19 protein-coding genes are annotated in these 20,334 nt (G+C 62.1%); 5 read left to right on the top strand and 14 right to left on the bottom strand.

Annotated elements, in window-relative coordinates; genetic code table 11:
- Window positions 1-448 precede the first annotated feature (448 nt).
- Window positions 449-2,104, top strand: coding sequence for a 2-isopropylmalate synthase (leuA, locus tag NCR98_RS01365; protein ID WP_250525335.1), 1,656 nt, complete (start codon window positions 449-451; stop codon window positions 2,102-2,104).
- Between the two features lie 23 nt (window positions 2,105-2,127).
- On the opposite strand, the gene NCR98_RS01360 is transcribed toward leuA, so the two are convergent.
- Window positions 2,128-2,511, bottom strand: coding sequence for a nuclear transport factor 2 family protein (locus NCR98_RS01360; protein WP_250508523.1), 384 nt, complete (start codon window positions 2,509-2,511; stop codon window positions 2,128-2,130).
- 45 nt (window positions 2,512-2,556) lie between these two features.
- The gene (locus NCR98_RS01355) at window positions 2,557-3,123 is read right to left on the bottom strand and encodes an acyloxyacyl hydrolase (RefSeq protein ID WP_284502949.1); all 567 of its coding nucleotides are present in this window, start codon (window positions 3,121-3,123) and stop codon (window positions 2,557-2,559) included.
- 353 nt (window positions 3,124-3,476) lie between these two features.
- Between NCR98_RS01355 and rpoH the strand changes: the two genes are divergently transcribed.
- Window positions 3,477-4,412 (top strand): RNA polymerase sigma factor RpoH, encoded by a 936-nt coding sequence (gene rpoH, locus NCR98_RS01350; RefSeq protein WP_244827955.1) that lies wholly within the window; start codon window positions 3,477-3,479, stop codon window positions 4,410-4,412.
- Window positions 4,413-4,596: 184 nt separating this feature from the next.
- Here the strand turns inward: rpoH and nagE are convergent, their stop codons facing one another.
- The 5 genes from nagE to NCR98_RS01325 all read right to left on the bottom strand — a co-directional run bounded on the left by nagE (window position 4,597) and on the right by NCR98_RS01325 (window position 12,035).
- The gene (nagE, locus tag NCR98_RS01345; RefSeq protein WP_250525334.1) at window positions 4,597-6,381 is read right to left on the bottom strand and encodes an N-acetylglucosamine-specific PTS transporter subunit IIBC; all 1,785 of its coding nucleotides are present in this window, start codon (window positions 6,379-6,381) and stop codon (window positions 4,597-4,599) included.
- Window positions 6,382-6,438: 57 nt separating this feature from the next.
- The gene (gene ptsP / locus NCR98_RS01340) at window positions 6,439-9,027 is read right to left on the bottom strand and encodes a phosphoenolpyruvate--protein phosphotransferase (RefSeq protein ID WP_250525333.1); all 2,589 of its coding nucleotides are present in this window, start codon (window positions 9,025-9,027) and stop codon (window positions 6,439-6,441) included.
- Window positions 9,028-9,039: 12 nt separating this feature from the next.
- A complete protein-coding gene (locus NCR98_RS01335; protein WP_250525360.1) occupies window positions 9,040-10,047 on the bottom strand; it encodes an SIS domain-containing protein in 1,008 nt (335 codons plus the stop codon).
- The gene (nagA, locus tag NCR98_RS01330) at window positions 10,040-11,143 is read right to left on the bottom strand and encodes an N-acetylglucosamine-6-phosphate deacetylase (RefSeq protein ID WP_244826893.1); all 1,104 of its coding nucleotides are present in this window, start codon (window positions 11,141-11,143) and stop codon (window positions 10,040-10,042) included. The genes NCR98_RS01335 and nagA overlap by 8 nt, the downstream gene beginning before the upstream one ends.
- 157 nt (window positions 11,144-11,300) lie before the next feature.
- A complete protein-coding gene (locus NCR98_RS01325) occupies window positions 11,301-12,035 on the bottom strand; it encodes a GntR family transcriptional regulator (RefSeq protein WP_250525332.1) in 735 nt (244 codons plus the stop codon).
- Between the two features lie 330 nt (window positions 12,036-12,365).
- Between NCR98_RS01325 and NCR98_RS01320 the strand changes: the two genes are divergently transcribed.
- The gene (locus NCR98_RS01320; protein ID WP_284502947.1) at window positions 12,366-13,295 is read left to right on the top strand and encodes a bifunctional helix-turn-helix transcriptional regulator/GNAT family N-acetyltransferase; all 930 of its coding nucleotides are present in this window, start codon (window positions 12,366-12,368) and stop codon (window positions 13,293-13,295) included.
- 224 nt (window positions 13,296-13,519) lie between these two features.
- Here the strand turns inward: NCR98_RS01320 and NCR98_RS01315 are convergent, their stop codons facing one another.
- Window positions 13,520-14,332: a MetQ/NlpA family ABC transporter substrate-binding protein gene (locus tag NCR98_RS01315; RefSeq protein WP_250525331.1), complete on the bottom strand. Its 813-nt coding sequence runs from the start codon at window positions 14,330-14,332 to the stop codon at window positions 13,520-13,522.
- 201 nt (window positions 14,333-14,533) lie between these two features.
- On the opposite strand from NCR98_RS01315, the gene NCR98_RS01310 reads away from it, so the two are divergent.
- Entirely contained in the window at window positions 14,534-14,830 is a 297-nt protein-coding gene (locus NCR98_RS01310) for a YciI family protein (protein WP_250525330.1), read from the top strand.
- A 48-nt stretch (window positions 14,831-14,878) separates the two neighbouring features.
- Here the strand turns inward: NCR98_RS01310 and NCR98_RS01305 are convergent, their stop codons facing one another.
- The 5 genes from NCR98_RS01305 to NCR98_RS01285 are packed head-to-tail and all read right to left on the bottom strand — an operon-like array spanning window position 14,879 to window position 18,963.
- On the bottom strand, window positions 14,879-15,481 hold the full coding sequence (locus NCR98_RS01305) for an SCO family protein (RefSeq protein WP_250525329.1): 603 nt from the start codon (window positions 15,479-15,481) through the stop codon (window positions 14,879-14,881).
- Window positions 15,478-16,383 carry a heme o synthase gene (cyoE, locus tag NCR98_RS01300; protein ID WP_244826887.1) on the bottom strand — a complete coding sequence of 302 codons (906 nt, stop codon included), beginning with the start codon at window positions 16,381-16,383 and terminating at the stop codon, window positions 15,478-15,480. Before cyoE ends, NCR98_RS01305 begins: the two co-directional genes overlap by 4 nt.
- A 9-nt stretch (window positions 16,384-16,392) precedes the next feature.
- Complete coding sequence (locus NCR98_RS01295; RefSeq protein ID WP_250525328.1) at window positions 16,393-17,502, bottom strand: COX15/CtaA family protein; 1,110 nt, start codon at window positions 17,500-17,502, stop codon at window positions 16,393-16,395.
- Between the two features lie 37 nt (window positions 17,503-17,539).
- Window positions 17,540-18,172, bottom strand: a complete 633-nt coding sequence (locus NCR98_RS01290; protein ID WP_250462804.1) for an SCO family protein — start codon at window positions 18,170-18,172, stop codon at window positions 17,540-17,542.
- 50 nt (window positions 18,173-18,222) lie between these two features.
- Entirely contained in the window at window positions 18,223-18,963 is a 741-nt protein-coding gene (locus NCR98_RS01285; protein ID WP_250525327.1) for an SURF1 family protein, read from the bottom strand.
- A gap of 123 nt (window positions 18,964-19,086) precedes the next feature.
- Between NCR98_RS01285 and NCR98_RS01280 the strand changes: the two genes are divergently transcribed.
- Complete coding sequence (locus tag NCR98_RS01280) at window positions 19,087-19,296, top strand: twin transmembrane helix small protein (protein WP_244826883.1); 210 nt, start codon at window positions 19,087-19,089, stop codon at window positions 19,294-19,296.
- Window positions 19,297-19,466: 170 nt separating this feature from the next.
- Here NCR98_RS01280 and NCR98_RS01275 read toward each other — a convergent pair whose 3' ends face one another.
- On the bottom strand, window positions 19,467-20,324 hold the full coding sequence (locus NCR98_RS01275; protein WP_244826882.1) for a cytochrome c oxidase subunit 3: 858 nt from the start codon (window positions 20,322-20,324) through the stop codon (window positions 19,467-19,469).
- Window positions 20,325-20,334: the final 10 nt, after the last annotated feature.

Below are 20,334 nucleotides of genomic sequence, written 5' to 3'. Positions count from 1 at the left end.
TGCCGATTGCAAAAAGATTCAGCACGTATTTGACACGATCTTAAGCAGTGGTTTAGAGTGCAAATATGCGTCTCACCCAGTCTTCCTCCCTCCGAATTATTTCGGGCCGCCTAGCGCGGCCCCTATCGCTACGTCTAGCGTAAATCGCCAGGCGTAGCGCCTCGCGTCGTCAAGGCGCGCGGTCCTGCCAGTAGTTCTCGTAGTTCCTTCCTTACCACTTGTAGTCGTCAGCTTTTCGGCTCGCTCATCCCGCGAACTGAAAACGCGAGGGTCAAATGCACGCTGCTTCGCGCACGTTCACGTTGGTCGCAGGCGTCACCATCGCCGGGACGCAACGTGTACGCTCGCCAGGCGCTGTCTCACGTGCATCGCGCCATTGCCGGCCAGCCGCCGGTCAAGGCATCTCTTGCAGACGCTACGCAAACTGTCCGAAGAGAGATCGACGATCATGATGCCGAACCCCGCCGAGAAATACCGCCCGTTTCCGCAAGTCCGCCTGAATGGCCGCCGCTGGCCGAACCGCACGATCGAAAAAGCGCCCATCTGGATGAGCACCGATCTGCGCGACGGCAACCAGTCGCTCATCGAGCCGATGAGCATCGCCGCAAAGCTCGAATTCTTCGAGATGCTGGTGGCAACGGGCTTCAAGGAAATCGAGGTGGGGTTTCCGTCGGCATCGCAGACGGATTTCGATTTCGTGCGCAAGCTGATCGACGAGAAGCGCATCCCGGACGACGTGACGATCGAAGTGCTGGTGCAATCGCGCCGCGAATTGATCGAGCGCACGTTCGAGGCAGCGGAAGGCGCGAGCAAGGTGATCGTGCACTTGTACAACGCGATCGCGCCGTCGTTCCGGCGCATCGTGTTCAATCAGTCGCAGGAAGAAGTGAAGGCGCTGGCGGTGGAAGGCACGCGCATCATCAAGGAATGCGCCGATGCACGGCCGCAGACGCGCTGGACCTACCAGTACTCGCCCGAGACCTTCAGCATGACGGAGTTGCCGTTCGCGCGTGAAGTCTGCGACGCCGTCGCGCAAATGTGGCGTCCGACGCCCGATCACAAGATGATCGTCAATTTGCCGGCCACGGTGGAAGCCGCGACGCCGAACGTATTCGCCGATCAGGTCGAATGGATGGACCGCAATCTCGGTTATCGCGACAGCATCGTGCTTTCGGTGCATCCGCATAACGATCGCGGGACGGCGGTCGCGGCCGCGGAGCTCGCGGTGCTCGCGGGCGCGGAACGCGTCGAAGGTTGTCTTTTCGGCAACGGCGAGCGCACGGGCAACGTCGATCTCGTCACGCTTGCGCTCAATCTCTACACGCAGGGCGTCGATCCGGGCCTCGATTTCTCCGATATCGACTCGGTGCGTCGCGTCGTCGAGCGCTGCAATCAGTTGCCGGTGCATCCGCGTCATCCGTATGCGGGCGATCTCGTTTTTACGGCGTTTTCGGGCTCGCATCAGGACGCCATCCGCAAGGGTTTTGCGCAGCGTCAGCCGGGCACGGTCTGGGAAGTGCCGTATTTGCCGATCGATCCCGCCGATCTCGGCCGCAGCTACGACGCCGTGATCCGCGTGAACAGCCAGTCCGGCAAGGGTGGCGCGACTTATCTGCTCGAACGCGGGCTCGGCTTCACGCCGCCGCGCCGCGTGCAGATCGAGTTCAGCCACGCCGTGCAAAGACTCGCGGACACCTCAGGCGAGGAAGTCACCGGTGACGCAATCTGCACACTCTTCAAGCAGGAATATTTCGACGCGGGCGGCGTGGTCGCGCGCGTCGATGCGGCGACGCTCTCCGTGTTCGGGCGCAACGTCGCGTTGCCGCCGGCATCAGGCGCGACGAGCGGCGATGTCTACGCGCAAGCCGTGGCGGCGTGTTTCGATGTATCGGCAAACGTGAGCTGGTTCGAAACGGCGGTAACGGCGAGCGGCGACACGGCCGTCTTCGTCGGCTGCCGCGTCGGCGACGAGCCGTTGCGCTTCGGCGTCGCGGTGCACGCGAATCCGGCGTTGGCTGTCGTGGATGCGGTCGTCAGTGCGGTGAATCGGTCGAAACCCTTGGGCCGTCAGGCAGAGCGGCAAGACGAAGCGGTCGAGGCTTGAGGCCTCGACGTCGCGCGCGGCGGCTACTCCAGCGCCACGCGCGTCGCCTGCAAGGCTAGCAGCAGCCATTGTCCGTCGGTCTGAACGTGAACCGCGGTGTAGGCAATGGGAAACAGCAGCGCGCCGTTTTTCGATTCCATCTCGATCAGCGCCCGTCCCGAGACGAGGCACGTGTCCTTGCCGGCGACGATCACGTCCTGCGACTGGATCTCGATCTGCCGATAGCGGCGTCGACCAGCGGTGATCGCGTCGATGAACTGGCGCTTCGTCTCGCGCTTGCCGTTCGTGTGAACGTAGCTGACGTTCTCGGCTAGAAGCGCATCCAGAGCCGGGCCGTCGCTGTCGACCATCGCCCGGAAGCGGTCGCGCTCGAGGCCTCGAATAGCCTCCATGGATTTTGCCGGCATCTGTCGGTTCCCCTTGTGTCGAGAAACCGATGCGCCGGCGCCCCGTCAGAAGTTGTATTGCAGATATAGCTGGCTGAAATTTATACCAGGATTCGGCTCTTTGATACTGGCGTTCGACAGATGCTGAAACCGGAAGCCCGCCTGATAGTTCTGCTTCTCGCCGAAGATCGCACCGACGCCGACCATATCCGCGAACTGGAACGCGGACGACACCGTGAAATCCGTCGTGATTCGCGTATGCGACAGAAGCCGCACGCCGACGCCCGCTTCAATGAACGGCCGGATATATCCCGAACTCTTCACGAAGCGCAGAACCGGCGTCACACCGAATTCCCAGATGTTCGGGTGCACGGCGTTGCTTTCCTGCGAGTGCCAGTAGGCAACGTGACCTTCGCCGAGCAAGGTGAAGTGGAAGCCGCCGATTTCCCACCAGGTCAGATTCGGGTCCCATACGAAGCCGAGATCCGCCTTTTTGATGTCGCGATCGGCCACGCCGCCCGCGATTTGCAAACCGAAGCGGTCGGCATGCGCTGCCGCCGACGTGACTCCTAGCAACAGGGCAATTGCGCCATGGGACAACAGATGACGCCAAGGGCCTTTATTTTTCTGCATGGACACCCCATCTGTGGGATTGACGAGTCGAGCCGCCAAGCGGGCTTCGCGCATTGTAGATTCATCGTCTCATAATTGCACGAATGATTGCCATTAGCCTTTTTGCTTGAATATCCTGTCTTCCTTACGTCAAAGTAAGGTAACTAATTCTATCGTACGTGACGAATCGGTAATAATGGTACGATTCGAATACAGTGCTCGGCTATGAATCCACAAAGTTGATAGCTTTGTGGGAACTCTCACATTCGTTTCCCCTCTAACACTTAGCACTCGTTGAAGCGGAGTGCTAATATCATGTCTGACTTGCCGCGCCTTTGCGGCAACAGGCATTTGTTGATAAGGAGCTTATGAGCGTGTCCAATGCGATGACCCTTCCGAATGTTCTTAGCTCGGCACCTGCCAAGGCAACTTCGGCAGGCGCGCTGACGTACGCACAATCGTCCATGTTGACCGGCCAGATCGGCAACATCGATTCATACATACAAGCGGTGAACCGCATTCCAATGCTTTCGCAAGCAGAGGAGCGTCAGTACGCCACCGAATTCCGCGAACAGGGCAACCTGAATGCGGCGCGGCAACTGGTGCTTTCGCACCTGCGCCTCGTCGTGTCCATCGCCCGGAATTACCTGGGTTATGGTTTGCCGCACGCGGACCTGATCCAGGAAGGCAATATCGGTCTGATGAAGGCCGTCAAGCGCTTCGATCCCGAACAAAACGTACGCCTCGTGTCGTACGCCATGCACTGGATCAAGGCGGAAATTCACGAGTACATCCTGCGCAACTGGCGCATGGTGAAGGTCGCGACGACCAAGGCGCAACGCAAGCTGTTCTTCAACCTGCGCAGCCACAAGACCGGCACTTCGGCGTTCACACCGGAGGAAATCGAAGGTCTGGCAAGCCAGTTGAACGTGAAGCGCGAGGAAGTCGCCGAGATGGAAACGCGTCTGTCGGGCGGAGATATCGCGCTCGAAGGCCAGGTCGAAGATGGCGAGGAAGCCTATGCGCCGATCGCCTATCTGGCTGACTCGCATAGCGAGCCGACGAATGTCATCGCCGCGCGTCAGTTCGACAAGTTGCAAAGCGACGGTCTGGCTTCCGCGCTTGAATCGCTGGATGCGCGTAGCCGCCGTATCGTCGAAGCGCGCTGGCTCGAAGTGCAGGACGACGGCTCGGGCGGCATGACGCTTCACGAACTGGCGGACGAATTCGGCGTATCGGCTGAGCGTATCCGTCAGATCGAAGCGAGCGCGATGAAGAAGATGCGTTCCGCGCTGGCCGAGTACGCGTGATATCGCGGTAGTTCGATGACCGTAGTTCGGTGCTGAAGTAAGTTCGAAGCCCGCTGTTCCGAAAGGACAGCGGGTTTTTGTTTTTGGGCGGAGGTGTGCCGTAACGGCAGCAGTGACTTAAACGTCGCCCACTATAAAAACGGCGCCCGAAAGCGCCGTTCATCAAACCAGACCGAATCTCGCATTAAGCCGGCAACGGCGATGCCCCGCCGCCACTTCCCGGCACGCGCGTCGCGAGTTGTGCCGCGTAACGCTGCGCGGCCGCGCCCACGACGATGTGGAACGTATCCGCCGACACCCACGCGACATCCAGCGTCGACAGGCGCTGACGATCCACCGCCGAAGGATCGCGCACGACCACGCGCAGTCGCGTTTGCGCGACGGCATCGAGCGTGACGACATTGGTCGCGCCGCCGAACACCGCCAGCCAGCGCAGCGGATCGGGATCGAGCGGGCCGGCAGTCTGATCGAAGGCGCCAACGTTCGCGGAAGCCACCGAAGCAGCGGCCGGAGCGGACGAAGCCGGCGTCGCTCCGCGCGTCGACGAATGTTCGAGTTCACCGCGAATTTCATCGGCGATGATGTCCGCTTCCGGTCCGATGATCACCTGCACGTTCGTCGCGCCCCGCTTGAGCACGCCACGCGCGCCGATGCTCTTCAACTGCGTTTCCGACACCTTCTCCGTATCCGCCACCGACAAACGCAGACGCGTCGTGCAGGCATCGACGAGCGTCAGGTTCGACGCGCCGCCCAGCGCCGCAATGTACTTCGCGGCGCGCGTGTTCGCTGCACCCGGCAGCGGCGTGCCGTAGCCGCCTGCAACCGGCGTGGCGGACGTTTCGGCATCGGTCGTGGCCGGCTCGCGGCCCGGCGTCGCCATGTTGAACTTGCGGATGAAGAAGCGGAACAGGCCGTAATAGATCACGCCGTAGACGAGCCCGAGCGGAATTGCCATCCAGCCGCGTTGCGACAGACCGTAGTTCAGCACGTAGTCGATCGCACCCGCCGAAAACGTGAAGCCCAGATGAATGCCGAGCGCCGAGCAGATCGCGAGCGACACGCCGGTAAGTACCGCATGGATCGCGTACAGCACCGGAGCCAGGAACATGAAGCTGTATTCGATCGGCTCGGTCACGCCCGTCAGGAACGCGGTGAGCGCCATCGAAAACAGCAGGCCGCCGACGACCGCGCGGCGCTCTTTCGGCGCTTCGTGGAACATCGCCAGACACGCGGCCGGAAGGCCGAACATCATGATCGGGAAGAAGCCCGTCATGAAGCCGCCCGCGGTTTTATCGCCGGCAAAGAAGCGGTGCAGATCGCCATGAACGACCGCGCCACCATCCGGCGGCGTAAACGAGCCGAACACGAACCACGCGAGCGAGTTGATGATGTGATGCAGACCCGTCACCAGCAGAATGCGGTTCAGCACGCCGAAGACGAAAGTGCCGAGCGCGCCCGCCGTCGTGAGCCACGTTCCGGCCAGGTCGATAGCCGCCTGCACCGGCTGCCAGATGTAGCCGAATATGATGCCGAGCGCGAGACACGCGACCCCCGTGACGATGGGCACGAAACGCTTGCCGCCGAAGAACGCCAGATATTCCGGCAGCTTGATGTCCTTGTAGCGGTTATACAGATAGCCCGCGACCACGCCCGCGACGATCCCCGACAACACGCCCATGTTGAGCTTGTCGTTGATGTCCTTCATCACGGCGATCTCGATGAGATAGCCGATGGCACCGGCAAGACCCGCCGTGCCGTTGTTGTCCTTCGCGAAACCGACCGCCACGCCGATGGCGAACAGAAGCGGCAGGTTCGTGAAGATGGCGTCGCCCGCGTCGGCGATCATCTTGATGTTGAAGACATCGGGCTGGCCTAGACGCAATAGCAGGCCGGCTACCGGTAGTACGGCAATCGGCAGCATCAGGGCTCGGCCCAGGCGCTGCATCTTTGCAAACGGGTTAGCGTCCATCGGGGTTCTCCAAAAGATATAGGTCTTGTCTTTGCTGCTTGGGGATTACTGCGTTCGTCAGTCTTGCGGCCAGATTTCAAGGCTGGCCGCTCTTACTGCCTGCGCGGATTCGAGCGCGAGCACGTCTTCCGCGCGCTGCCGGCAAAGCTGGTAATCGAGATTACGCACGCGCGCCTTGATGCCCGGCACCGCCACCGGATCGACCGACAATTCCGTCACGCCGAGGCCGATCAGCAACGGCACCGCGAGCGGATCGCCACCGAGCGCACCGCACACGCCGACCCACTTGCCGTGCTTTTGCGCGCCTTGCACGGCCGTCTTGATGAGCCGCAGCACGGCCGGATGCAGGCCGTCGGACTGCGCGGCGAGATCGGGCTGGCAACGGTCCATCGCGAGCGTGTACTGCGTGAGGTCGTTGGTGCCGATGGACAGAAAATCCGCGTATTTCGCGAGCTGATCGGCAAGCAGCGCCGCTGACGGCACTTCGATCATCACGCCCACTTCGATCGGTTCCGTGCGGCCCGCTTCGCGCGCCAGTTCGTCGATCCGTACCCGCAGGCGTTGCAGTTCGCCGGAGTCGGTGACCATCGGCAGAAGAATGCGCACCGCGCCGAGCGGCTTCACGGCGAGCAGACCACGCAGTTGATCGTCGAGCAGATCGGGCCGCACTTGTGCGAGGCGAATGCCGCGCAGACCGAGCGCCGGATTTTCCTCGGGCGGCAGCGTCAGATAATCGACTTCTTTATCCGCGCCGACATCCAACGTGCGAATGATCGCGGTGCGGCCCTGCAGCGCATCCACGATTCCCTGATAGCTCGACGCATGTTCGCCGGGCGTGGGCGCCGACTGACGATGAATGAACAGCAATTCGGTACGCAGGAGGCCGACCGCGTCGGCGCCATTTTCGACAGCGGCTTGCGCATCTTCGAGCGTGGCGATGTTCGCGGCGATTTCGACGGCGTGGCCGTCGCGGGTCGTCGCGGCCTGTCCCGACATCTTGCGATTCGCCTCGCGCACGTTCAAAAGACGATCGCGTTCGTTGCGCGCGCGTTCGACATCGAGTTCGGTCGGCGCATGTTCGATACGTCCCGCCGACGCGTCCACGACCACTTGCGTGCCTTCGGGAATCGCGTGCAGTGCATCGCCGATGGCGACGAGCGCCGGAATGCCCACCTGTCGCGCGATGATCGCCGCATGCGAGGTGGCGCCGCCGCGCGACATCACGAGCGCGGTCACGCGCGTGCGGTCGAGCGAAGACAAATCGGAAGGCGTGAATTCGACAGCCGCGAGCACGGCTTCAGCGGGCATTTCGCGCGCGGCGGTGTTCGTGTGGCCGAGCGCGCGCAGCACGCGTTTCTCGATATCGCGCAGATCGGCGGCGCGTTCGGCGAGCAGTTCGTCCTTCACGTTGTTCAAGAGCGCGATTTGCGCGCGGATCGCCTCGCGCCACGCGAAGCCCGCGCTCTTGCCGAGGCTGATGAGATCGCGCGCGGCATCGACGAGCGTCGGGTCTTCCAGCAACACGCGATGCACCGCGAAGATTCCCGCCTCGCCGACCGCGCCGCGTTGCGATGCGGTGCGTACGGTTTCGTCGAGTTCGGCATCGACTTGCGAGATGGCGCGGTCGAGTGCACGGCTTTCCGCCGCCGACGATTGCGTGGCCGCTTCGGGCGGCACGATTTCCTTGTCGTCCCAGCGCACCAGTGCGCCGACCGCGATGCCCGGCGCCGCGCACACGCCCGCAAGCGTGTTTGGCGCGAGCGGTTGCGCGACCGCGCTCGCAGCGACGACCGGCGCGGGCGATTTCGCGCGTGCCGGTGACTCTTCGACTTCGCCCTGACCCGCGCGCAGCAACTCCGCCGCGACGGCTTCGACGGCTTCCTTCGCCTGCGCGCCAATACCCAGCAGCTCGACGGTCGCGCCTTCGCCCGCGCCGAGACCCAGCAACCCTACGACGCTTTCCACCGGCGCCTTGCGGCCTTGATAACGGATCTCGACCTTTGCATCGAAACCGCGTGCGGCTTCGCGCGCGCGCGCCGCCGGACGCGCATGCAAACCGCCCGCGTGACCGAGCGTCAACGTGCGGCGCGCTTCTTCCGTCACGTTCGCGCTCGAACGCGCGCTTTCGGCCCTGGCGCCGTCTTTCGCGCGCAGCACGAGCATGCGTGCGCCAGCCTTCAACATGCCGCGACCGGCACGCTCGATGACTTCGAAGGCATCGCCATTGGCGACGGCAATAACGGAGACGAGACTCGGCGCGTGCTGCGCGACGAAATCCGCATTGAACTCGATGAGCGGCTGACCCGCGCGCACGGTTGCGCCCTGCTCGATCATCGGCGCGAAGCCCTGGCCGCCCAATTCGACCGTATCGATGCCGATATGCACGAGAATTTCCGCCCCGTGCGGCGTGCGCAACGTGACCGCGTGATGCGTGCGCGCCAGATGCGTCACCGTCCCGTCGCAAGGCGCGACGAGCACGCCATCGAGCGGATCGATGCCGATGCCGTCGCCGAACATGCCTTCCGCGAACACAGGGTCCGGCACGTCGGCGAGCGGGACGACGGGGCCGGTGAACGGCGCGAGCAACACGACGTCGTTCGGGTTATCGATGGGATGATTCAACAGTGACTCCTCGGCGCGACGCATCGGCTTACTCGCTTAGTGGGTTTCGGTGACCTTGTTCAGGTGGCGCGGCGCGTCGGGATTGCGCCCGCGCGCGGCGGCCAGACCCGCGGCCATCACATAGAACGAAAGGATTGCGGCGATCGGATCGAGCGCCGGGTGATTAGTGGCGACGAGCGGCAATTCCGCGCCGGGCACGTCGGCAGGCGCCGCGAGCAGCACGCGTGCGCCGCGTGCGCGCATGTCGGCCGCCAGTTGAATCAAGCCTGCCTGCTCCGGCCCGCGCGGGGCGAACACGAGCAGCGGATAGTCCTTGTCGATGATCTCCATCGGACCATGACGCACTTCGGCGCTGGAGAACGCTTCCGCCTGAATGCCGGAGGTTTCCTTGAGCTTGAGCGCCGCTTCCTGCGCGATAGCGAGACCGAGACCACGGCCGATCACGATCATGCGATCGACGTTCGTGAGTTCGTTCACGGCACGCGTCCAGTCGAGCTTGCCCGCCGCGCGCAAGGCTTCCGGCAACGACTCGAGCGCGTCGAGCAGTTCGGTATCGCGTTGAACATGCGCGACGACGATGGCCGAGAGCGACAGCATGGCGATATAGCTCTTGGTTGCCGCCACCGACAATTCCGGCCCGGCGAAAAGCGGCAGGTACCACTCGCACGCCTTTTCCAGCGGGGAGTTCGCGACATTGACGGCAGCAACGGTGAACGCGCCCGCATCGCGCAACGCCTGCATCGTGCCGACGAGATCGGGGCTCTTGCCCGACTGCGAGAACGCGACCGCGAGCTGGCCCGACACGCGCAGCGGTGCTTGTTGAAGCGTCGCCACGGACATGGGCAGCGAAGCAACCGGCACGCCGATGCGGCTCATCGTCAGGCTTGCGAAATAACTGGCGGCGTGGTCGGAACTGCCGCGCGCAACGGTGAGCGCGACATGGCGCGGCTGCTCGGCGAGCTTGACCGCGAGCGCTTCGATGCGCGAGGTATCGGCGAGCTGGGCCGCGACGACGTCGGCGGACTCCAGGGCCTCGTTAAGCATATTCGACAATTGATTCTCCTTCGACATACGTGGCGCTCAGCGCGAGTTCCCGGTCGAGCACGACGAGATCGGCCCATGCGCCACGCGCGATGCGGCCGCGATCTTCGAGTCCGAGGTAATCGGCGGGAAAGCGTGACAAACGGTTCGAGACGTCCGCGAGCGGAATGCCCAGCGAGACGAGATTGCGCAGCGCCTGATCCATGGTCAGCGTGCTGCCGGCGAGCGTGCCGTCCGCGAGACGCACGCCGCCCATGCACTTGGTGACGTGCTGGCTGCCAAGGCGGTATTCGCCGTCCGGCATGCCGGCCGCCGAGGTGCTGTCGGTAACGACGTAAAGGCGCGGAATTGCGCGCATCGCGGCGCGAATCGCGCCCGGATGAACGTGCAGCAAATCCGGGATCAGTTCCGCGTACTCGGCGTGCGCGAGCGCGGCGCCGACCATGCCCGGATCGCGATGATGCAGCGGCGACATCGCGTTGAAGAGATGCGTGAAACCGCGCGCGCCGTGCTTGAGCGCATTGACGGCGTCATCGTAAGTGCCGAGCGAATGACCGAGCTGCACGCGCACGCCGCGCGAGGCGAGTTCGGAAATGATCTCTAGATGCCCGGAGATTTCCGGCGCGATGGTCACGACGCGAATGGGCGCGAGCGACAGATATTCGAGCACTTCATCGCGCACCGCGACGGCCGCGGCGTCCGGCTGCGCGCCGAGCTTGCCGGGATTGATATACGGCCCTTCGAGATGCACGCCGAGCACGCGCGCGCCGCTTGCGGCACGGCGCTTCGCCTGCTCGCCCAAGCCCGCGAGAACTTGCAGGAGTTCGTCGCGCGGCGCGGTCATCGTGGTGGCGAGCAGGCCCGTGGTGCCGTGTTGAGCGTGTTGCCGCGCGACGGTATCGGCTGCGTCGCCGCCTTCCATGATGTCGCGCCCGCCGCCGCCATGCACGTGCAGGTCGATGAAGCCGGGCAGGATATACGGCGCGTCGTTCGTGGAAGGATCGGCGATATGACCTTCCAGCGCCGTCACCCGACCGTTTTCGAAGCGAAGCGAACCGTTGATCCAGCCATCGGTCGTGAGTATGTTTCCTTTCAGCATGAAGTTCTCTGGAAGTGCGCTATGCATGATGAGGTTCAGTGCCATCCGCGCCTTGCTGCGAGCAGGCCTGTTCGCTGGCCCCGTGTGACCGGCGAACGTGCGGTGGCGGCTTTCGGGTCCTCTCGTTCTGATCTTGCTACTTCTGCTTTCCCGCTTTTTATCGATGCAATTCCGCGACGAAGTCGTAGTAGTCGTCGCGGCAATACGTGTCCGTCAGTTCGATGGCGCGCTGCTCCGCCGAGTAACCGATACGGGTGATCACGAGTAGCGCCGCGCGCGGCGCGATGCCCATCAGCCGCGCAATCTCGGCTCCGGCGTTGACCGCGCGAAAGTGCTGCAACGCGCGCACCACCGACTGCCCGCGCGCTTTGAGATAGCAATACAGCGACGCGCCGATCTCGAACGGCTCCGGAACGACGGACACCGGTAACGCCGAATGTTCGACCGCCATGACGATGCCGTTCGCGCGGCGAAGTCTGCCGAGACTCGCGACCGATGCGCCCGGCGCCAGCCCGAGACGGACGGTTTCATCGCGACTCGCTACGCGCACGTCACGCCGGAGCCACACCGAGTCAGGTGCGAAACCGCGCTGTTCCATCTTCTTCGTGAAGCCCGTCAGCACCGACAGTGGATCTTGCGTACGCGGCGTGATGAAACTGCCTGCGCCGCGTACTCGCCGAATGAGCCCGCGCTCGACGAGCAAAGCCAACGCCTTTCGCGCGGTGATACGCGAAACCCCGACCGCTTCCGACAACGTGCGCTCCGCTGGCAACGCCTCACCTGCATTCCAGGCGCCGCGCTGAATAGCTGCAGCAAGACGCGTGGCGAGCTGCAGATACAGCGGCGTGGGACTTGACGCATCGGGCGCCAACTCCCGCAAGCGTCCATTCATGGAGGTCTCTGCAGGGCTCGAATTGGAGCCCATTATATAACCAACATAATACCAGTCAAACCTTCTGCCTCACTTGATGCCAACAGGCAATAACATCGCAAAATCAATGGTTTATAACAACAATAACTTGAACAACTTGGAGACGACAGCCATCGGGATTTACCCTCATGTCAAGCCCAAAACTACAAAATGGTCTACATATCGACGGGCGCTTAAAATCAGGCTATTTGGCAATAGCACGATCGTTCTTTCTTTGGCACAATGGTGCAATTGGTTCGGAATCGCAACTAATTAAATAATAAAACTGATTATTGAGAGAGATAAAAGTCGATGGGCTCTTCAGATCCGAGTCGAGCGGTAGACGTCGTCAGACGCTTTAATCGCTTCTTCGCTCGCCATGCGGGCGCCTTGCACGAGCGGCTTCACAAAAGCCACTTTTCCCTAACGGAGGTGCGCATCCTCCACGAACTTGCGCACGATCGCGCACGCACCGCAGCCGACTTATCGCGCAATCTGGGCCTGGACACAGGCTACCTGAGCAGGCTGCTCACCAACTTCCAGAAGCTCGGGCTTATTGTGCGCGGCAGGAACGAATCCGACGGCCGCGCGCATTTGCTCACCATTACAGCGGACGCGCGAGCCAAGGTCGACGAGATCGACCTGCATGTCTCGGCCGAAGCGGCCACTCTGCTCAGTCGGCTCACAGCCGGCGAGATCGAGCAGTTATCCAATGCAATGATCGACATCGAGCGGCTGCTCAGTCCTCATCATGGCGAAGGCCACAACACGCGTTTGCGCAGCCCTCGCCGTGGCGACTTCGGCTGGATCGTCGAGCGTCACGCGCATCTGGAATCATCCGACCGTGCGGCCCATTCCAACGAAGCCTATTCGGCGAAAGTCGTCGCGCGTTTTCTCGGCGCCGTGCAGAGTGGAACGCCACGCATCGCTTGCTGGGTGGCGGAACGTGAAGGCGCCGCGCGCGTCGGCGCGGCGCTCTTAAGCGCGCAGTCGGAGAAAGAGGCGCGCATCGAGTTGTTGTTCGTCGAACCGGGCGCGCGTCGGCGGGGCTTGGGCGTGCAACTCGTATCCGCCTGTACGAACTTCGCGCATGGCGCGGGCTACGATAACGTGATCTGCCGGATGCCAATGGTGCATGAGGACCTGTGCGCGCTATTCAAACGCACTGGCTTCACGGCGAAGCAGGATGGCGATTCGGGTGTGATCTGGCATCGCGAGCTTCGGCGTGTTTATGCGGACTGAGAGCTGATTTCGCTCGCTCGTCGTGTCGCTTCAGATGAAGAGAGACGGCAGCGAGCATTCAGTCACGTCGCGCCATGTGAAAGGAGGCGATACGCACGTTATCGGCGTGGTAATGCTTCGAGATGTTTGCGTGGACCGAGTGCTGGCATAGCCCTCGGTCCCAAAGGCGTAGGACAGCAAAACGGCGTCCCAAGGGACGCCGTTGGCAAACCGTGCGTTCTCGATCAGAACGAAGGTACAACCGAGCCTTTGAACTCGCTCTTCATGAACTGGCGCACGTCTTCGGACTGATACGCCGCGACCAGCTTCTTCACCCACGGCTGGTCTTTGTCCTTGGCGCGCACGGCGATCAAGTTCGCGTAAGGGCTGTGCACGTCCTCTAGCGCGATAGCGTCCTTGGTCGGCTGCAAGCCCGCCGCCAGCGCGAAGTTCGTATTGATGGCGGCGGCATCGACGTCTGCGAGCGTGCGCGGCAGTTGCGCGGCGTCGAGTTCGAGTAGCTTGACCTTCTTCGGGTTCTCGGCGACATCCAGCGGCGTCGCGCTGTTTCCGTTCACGCCAGCGCCGGCCTTGAGCTTGATCACGCCCTGCGCTTGCAGCAAAAGAAGCGCTCGGTTTTCGTTCGACGGATCGTTCGGCACCGCGACCTTCGCGCCTTGCGGCAGATCCTTCAGCGACTTCAGCTTCTTCGAATACACGCCAAGCGGCGAGATATAGGTCAGTCCCGCATTCACGATCTTGTAGCCGCGCTGCTTCACCTGACTGTCGAGATACGGCTGATGCTGGAAGCTGTTGGCGTCGAGGTCGCCAGCATCAAGTGCGGCGTTCGGCTGCACGTAATCGTTGAACTCGATCACCTTGACGTTGAAGCCTTCGCGCTTCGCGACCTTCTGCACGACTTGCCAGATTTGCGCGTCGGGTCCGCTGATGGTGCCGACCTTGATGACCTTGTCATCGGCATGCGCGGTGACGCTAATGAAATAAGCGGCAGACGCCGCGACGACGGTAAGAGCTTTAAGCAAATTTCTGCGCTGCATGGTGTTCCTGTTTCAATGCGAGGTTGCTGCAAAATTGCCGCTTGAGTGCCCGCGATGGATTCATCGCCCTCGGTCGATGCCAACCGGGAAACGAATGTTCGCACGGCTTTGGTGCGACGGAAAAGACAGAATGTTCATGTCGATATCCGGCTCGCGCTTTGACGTCTAGAATCGCTACAGACCGATTTCTGAGACACCATCATGTACCTGATCAATCTGCGTTATACCGGCGCTCTTGCGGAAATCGACGATGCGCTCGAAGCCCATCGCGAGTATCTGCAGCGCTACTTCGCCGCTGGCGTCTTCGTGATCGCGGGTCCGAAAGTGCCGCGCGAAGGCGGCATCATTCTGGCGTCGGCTATCGAGCGTGAGCGGCTCGACGCGATCATCGCGGAAGATCCGTTCGCGCAGCAAAACTTGGCTCACTACGATGTCACCGAGTTCAAGGCGACACGTCTTGCGCCCGGACTGAAGTTGCCGGAGCCTGCCGCGGAATGAAGAAAGCGGCCCGCAGGCCGCTTTCTCCAAACCAACGATGCGCCGATCTCAGTCGATCAGCAGCTTCAAGTCATGCACCCACGGCTCGACGCCCTGACCGTCGCGCGCGAAAAGACGCAGTTTGCCGTCCTTGTCGAACACGTAGCTCGCGGCGGTGTGATCCATCGTGTAGTCGTCCGCCGTCTTGCCGTTGGACTTCGCGTAGTACACGCGGAAATCCTTCGCGACTTTGGCAAGCTCGGCGTCGTTTGCCGGCCGCAAGCCGACATACGCCGGGTTGAACGCCGTCACGTATTGACCGAGAAGATCGGGCGTGTCGCGCGCGGGATCGACCGTGACCATGAGCACCTGCACGTCCTTCGCTTTACCGCCGAGTTGCTGCAATGCTTGCGAGAGTTCGGCGAGTGTGGTCGGGCAGACATCCGGGCAATGCGTATAGCCGAAAAACAAAACCACGGCCTTGCCTTTGAAGTCACCGAGCGTGCGTGTCTTGCCGCTGGTGTCGGGCAACGAGAAGTCGCTGCCAAACTGCTTGTTGCCCGTGATGTCGAGGTTCTTGAAATCGGGCGCCTTCTCGCATGCAGAGAGCAGCGCCATGCTCGCCAGCGCGAGCAAAAGCGGAGCGAGCATCTTGCGAAAGAACGCCCTCATGCACCGATCACCGTGCGAACGTAATGATCGACCAGAAGCGCGCCGAACAAGAGCGACAGATACACGATCGAATAACGGAAGGTCTTGCGCGCCAGCGCGTCCGAGTAATCGCGATAAATCTTCCACGCGTAACCGAGAAACACCGCGCCCAGCGCAACCGCGCTCGCCAGATAGATCACGCCGCTCATGCCCGAGATGAACGGCATCAGCGTGACCGCGAACAGGATGACCGTGTACAGGAAGATATGCAGACGCGTGTACTGCTCGCCGTGCGTGATAGGCAGCATGGGCAGACCGGCGTTTTCGTAATCCTTCTTGCGATACAGCGCGAGCGCCCAGAAATGCGGCGGCGTCCAGACGAAGATGATGAGCACGAGAATCCACGCGTCGCCGGGAACCGCACCCGTAACGGCCGCCCAACCGAGCGCCGGCGGCATGGCACCCGAAGCGCCACCAATGACGATGTTCTGCGGCGTATAAGGCTTGAGCAGCAACGTGTAGATGACGGCGTATCCCACGAACGTGGCAACCGTCAGCCACATCGTGAGCGGATTGGTGAACGTATAGAGCGTCCACATGCCGATACCGCCGAGCACCGCCGAGAACGTGAGAATCTGCGCGCTCGTGATTTGCCCGCGCGCCGAAGGACGCCACGCGGTGCGACGCATCTTGGCATCGATCTTCTGTTCGACGAGGCAGTTGATGGCGAATGCAGCGCCCGCCAGCAGCCAGATGCCGACCGCGCCACCAATCAAAACGGTCCACGGCACCATGCCGGGCGTGGCGAGGAACATGCCGATGACGGCGCAGAACACGGCAAGCTGCGTGACGCGCGGCTTGGTCAGCGCAATGTATTGCGATACGCGGCTGCCAAGCGGGGAGTGAAGTGTCGTGCTATCCATGATGTGGAGTCACGCTGAAACGATGTCGCGCGCGGGAACTGCGGCGCGGCCGGGACGGCTGGAAGAGATTCGAAAGTTTAGCATAACGAGTAGTAGCAACAGGATGGCAGCCCCGCCATTGTGCGCCACTGCGATAGGCAGCGGCCACTGCAACACGATATTGGACAAACCTGTAAAAAATTGAATCAGGATAACGACAAGCACGGCGGTCGCGGGCGTGCGTAGGGACTCGAAACGGCGCAGCATCGCGGCGAGCCATAGCAGATAAAGCACGACCACGACCGCAAACGTGCGATGCGTCCAATGGATTGCCACCAACGCGTCCTGCGAGATGACGTCGCCGTCGCCGGTCATGCCGAGCGCGCGCCACAAGTGGAAACCGTGTTCAAAGTTCATCGGCGGAATCCATTGGCCATTGCAGAGCGGAAAGTCCGTGCAGGCGAGCACCGCGTAGTTCGTACTGACCCAGCCACCCAGCGCAATCTGCACGACGAGCAACACGATGCCGACAATCGCGGCCGGCATCCATCGCGCGGCGGCCGGGTCGAGCGAGGGAATCGGCGTTTGCCGCGCGGCGAGCCAGCCGAGCGCGGCCAGCAACGCAAGCCCGAGCAAGAGATGCATCGTGACGATGACCGGCTGCAACTTGAGTGTGACGGTCCACGCGCCAAAAGCGCCTTGCAGCAGAATGAGCGCGAGGATGCCCGTCGGCCACCACGGCGAAACATGCAGCGCCTTTCGTCTGATGCGCGCGGTCCACGCAATGACGACCTGCGCGATGATCAGCACGCCGATCGCCATCGCAAAGTAGCGATGCAGCATTTCGATCCACGCCTTCATCGGGCTGACCGGACCAGTGGGCATGGCCTGATGCGCGGCCGCGATCTGCGCGTGCGCGATGAACGGCGACGCCGTGCCATAACAGCCCGGCCAGTCGGGACAGCCAAGGCCGGAATCGGTCAGGCGCGTGAAGCCGCCGAACATGATCAGATCGAGCGTCAGAAAAGTGGTTAGCCAGACGAGCTTCCTGAACTTGTTGTCATCGGCCTTGACCCAGACGAACGAGAGCGGCAGCAGCGCAATGCATAGGCCGATCAGACCGAGTTCTAATACAAACATACTTTCACCTTCGTTTTGGTCGTGGCGTCCCGGCGTATCAGCCGATGCGCGACCACTTCAATAGCTTCGCCACGTCCGTGTTGATCTTCTTGGGATCGGGGTCCTTCGGGAAGCGCATCATCAGGTTGCCGTTCGGATCGACGAGATAAATGTGATCCGAAAGCTTCGTGCCGGCGTCCACAGGCAGCCAACCCGAGAGGGCTTGTTCGTTCGTCACGAGCATGCGTGTGTCCGGTTGCGGATACGCGGTCTTGATGACATTCGCGACGGGCTTGTCGTCCGTGCGCAGCCAGACGTTCAGCACGCGCTCGCGCTCGCCCGACTGTAGCGCGCGCACCTGCCGCATGAAATAGAGGCGCTTCACGCACACTTCGTCGCAATCGCTGCCGTTGACGGTGATCATCAGCCACTTGCCTTCGAGCGACTTGAGCGGCACCGGCTGACCTTTTTCATCGGTGACGACGATCTGTTCCGGAATCGGCCGTTGCGGTTCGATCAACGTGCCGTAGCTCGTCGTGCCGCCCGCGGGCTTGACGACGTAGTACATCAGATACGAGGCGATCACCGGCGCCGCGCAGACCAGCGCGAGCAGTACCAGCATCCACCGGCCGCTGATCCAGGAGCCTTTTTTCGCGGGCGGTCGGGTTGTAGTGGTGCGTTGAGCTTGCATGGATTCTCTATTCGGTCGATGCCACTTCCATTGGACGCGGCATCATGGGTTCATGCTTCTTTCGCGGCTTCGTCTGTGGCGGCCGGGTCGCTGTCTTTCCTCGCGGCGCGCCGTGCGGCATACAAGCCGAAGGCGATGGCCGCTGCCGCCATGCCCCACCACTGGAACATGTAGCCGTAGTTGCGATCGACGCCAAGCGTGGCCGCCGGCCAGTCGCGCACGAGCTTGTCGGCGGTGGCGCTCGTCTGTTGAATCACGAACGGCTGAAACGCGAGCCCGGTTTCCGCCGCATACGAGGCGACGTTCAGGTTTTGCCGGATCTGCTGACGCGCAGCGGAGCCGCCGCTGCCGAGCTCGAACGCCTCCGATGCATTCGAGCGCGCGATGCCCTTCACGTCCACGATGCCTTTCGGCGTCTCATAGGGCTCGATGCCCGTACGGTCCGCCATGTTGCGCGGCAGCCATCCGCGATTCACGAGCACGTAGCCGCCGCCCTCGAGTTTAAGCGGCATCACGACATAAAAGCCCGGCTGGTCGTTATACGGACGATTGTCCAAATAGACGACGCGCTCCGGCATGAATTCGCCGCGCGCCTCGACGCGATGGAATTCGATCGACTTGAGCGGCAACGGATCGACACTCACGCGTCGTGCGGGCGCATTCTCGAACGCGACGATCTGCGCGTTCAGCGCTTCCTTCTGGTGCGCGCGGTCGCGCTGCCAGAAGCCGAGCCGCAAAGTGATTGCGACGACGATCAGGATCAGCACCGTGGGCCAGAGGCGGATTTTCATGCCGCACGCTCCGGAACCGACGCCGCACGCACCGATTCATCGAGTGCGATAATGAGACGACTCGTTTTCATATTGCTCACGGCGTTTCGCGAGCGGTCGATGCAACTATCGCAGGCTGGTTTCATGCACATCATCGTTGCTATTGCATTCATCCTCATCATTGGCAGCCTGGGCTCGGCCCTGTACTTCATGATGACCGATAAAGGTCAGACAAAGCGCATGGTGTGGTCGCTCGCCACGCGCGTCGGGCTGTCCATTTCGCTCTTCCTGTTCATCCTATTTGCGCACTGGATGGGCTGGATTCAATCGACCGGCATTCCGCTCGGACGATAACGCGTCTCGAAGGTTTCCCACGCGGGACCGATTGTCGCGGCGCGACACAATCGCGCGCATTCACTCACTTCCCAAAACAAAACGCCGCCCGCGAAGGTCGAGGGCGGCGTGGCATGTCTTGCGTGACAGCGTGCGCGCCGAAACGGCGCGCCCTCGCTCGAAGCAAACGCTTACAGCCAGTAGACGACGACGTACAGCCCGAGCCACACGACGTCGACGAAGTGCCAGTACCACGCGGCGCCCTCGAAGGCGAAGTGATGTTCCGCGGTGAAGTGGCCGCGAATCAGGCGCACGCATACGACCGCGAGCATGGTGCCGCCAAGGAACACGTGAAAACCGTGGAAGCCGGTGAGGAGGAAAAACGTCGAGCCGTACACACCCGACGAAAGCGTCAGGTTCAGTTCGTTGTAGGCGTGGAAGTATTCGTAGCCCTGGCAAAACAGGAAGATTACGCCCAGCGCGACTGTCGCAGCCAGCCAGATGATGGCCTTTCGGCGATGATCTTCACGCAGCGCATGGTGAGCCACCGTGAGCGTCGCGCCCGAGGAAAGCAAGAGCGCCGTGTTGATGGTCGGCAGCGGCCACGGCACCATCGAGCGGAAATGCGGCACCAGCGCAGCCGGGCCGTTGTTCGGCCACACGGCGGTGAAGTCCGGCCAGATCAGCTTGTAATCAAGGCTGCCGAGTTCGTGCATGGCGATGGCGCGCGCATAAAACAGCGCGCCGAAAAACGCCGCGAAGAACATGACTTCGGAGAAGATGAACCAGCTCATGCTCCAGCGATACGACACGTCGACGTTCTTGCCGTACATGCCGCCTTCGGATTCGGAGATGGCGTCGCCGAACCAGTGCCACAGCACGAACAGCAGAAACAGCAGGCCGACGAACGTGGTGGCAGGCGCCCACGAATGACCGTTCACCCACGCCGCCAGCGAGGACAGCATCACCAGCAAACCGCACGCAGCCATGATCGGATGGCGTGACGGATGCGGCACGAAATAGTACGGGCTCTCGTTTTGACCGCTCATTTGATTCTCC

This window comes from Caballeronia sp. GAWG2-1, assembly GCF_023631405.1.
Lineage (GTDB): Bacteria > Pseudomonadota > Gammaproteobacteria > Burkholderiales > Burkholderiaceae > Caballeronia.
Note: the sequence above shows the minus strand (reverse complement) of the source record. Positions and strands in the feature narration are given on the sequence as shown.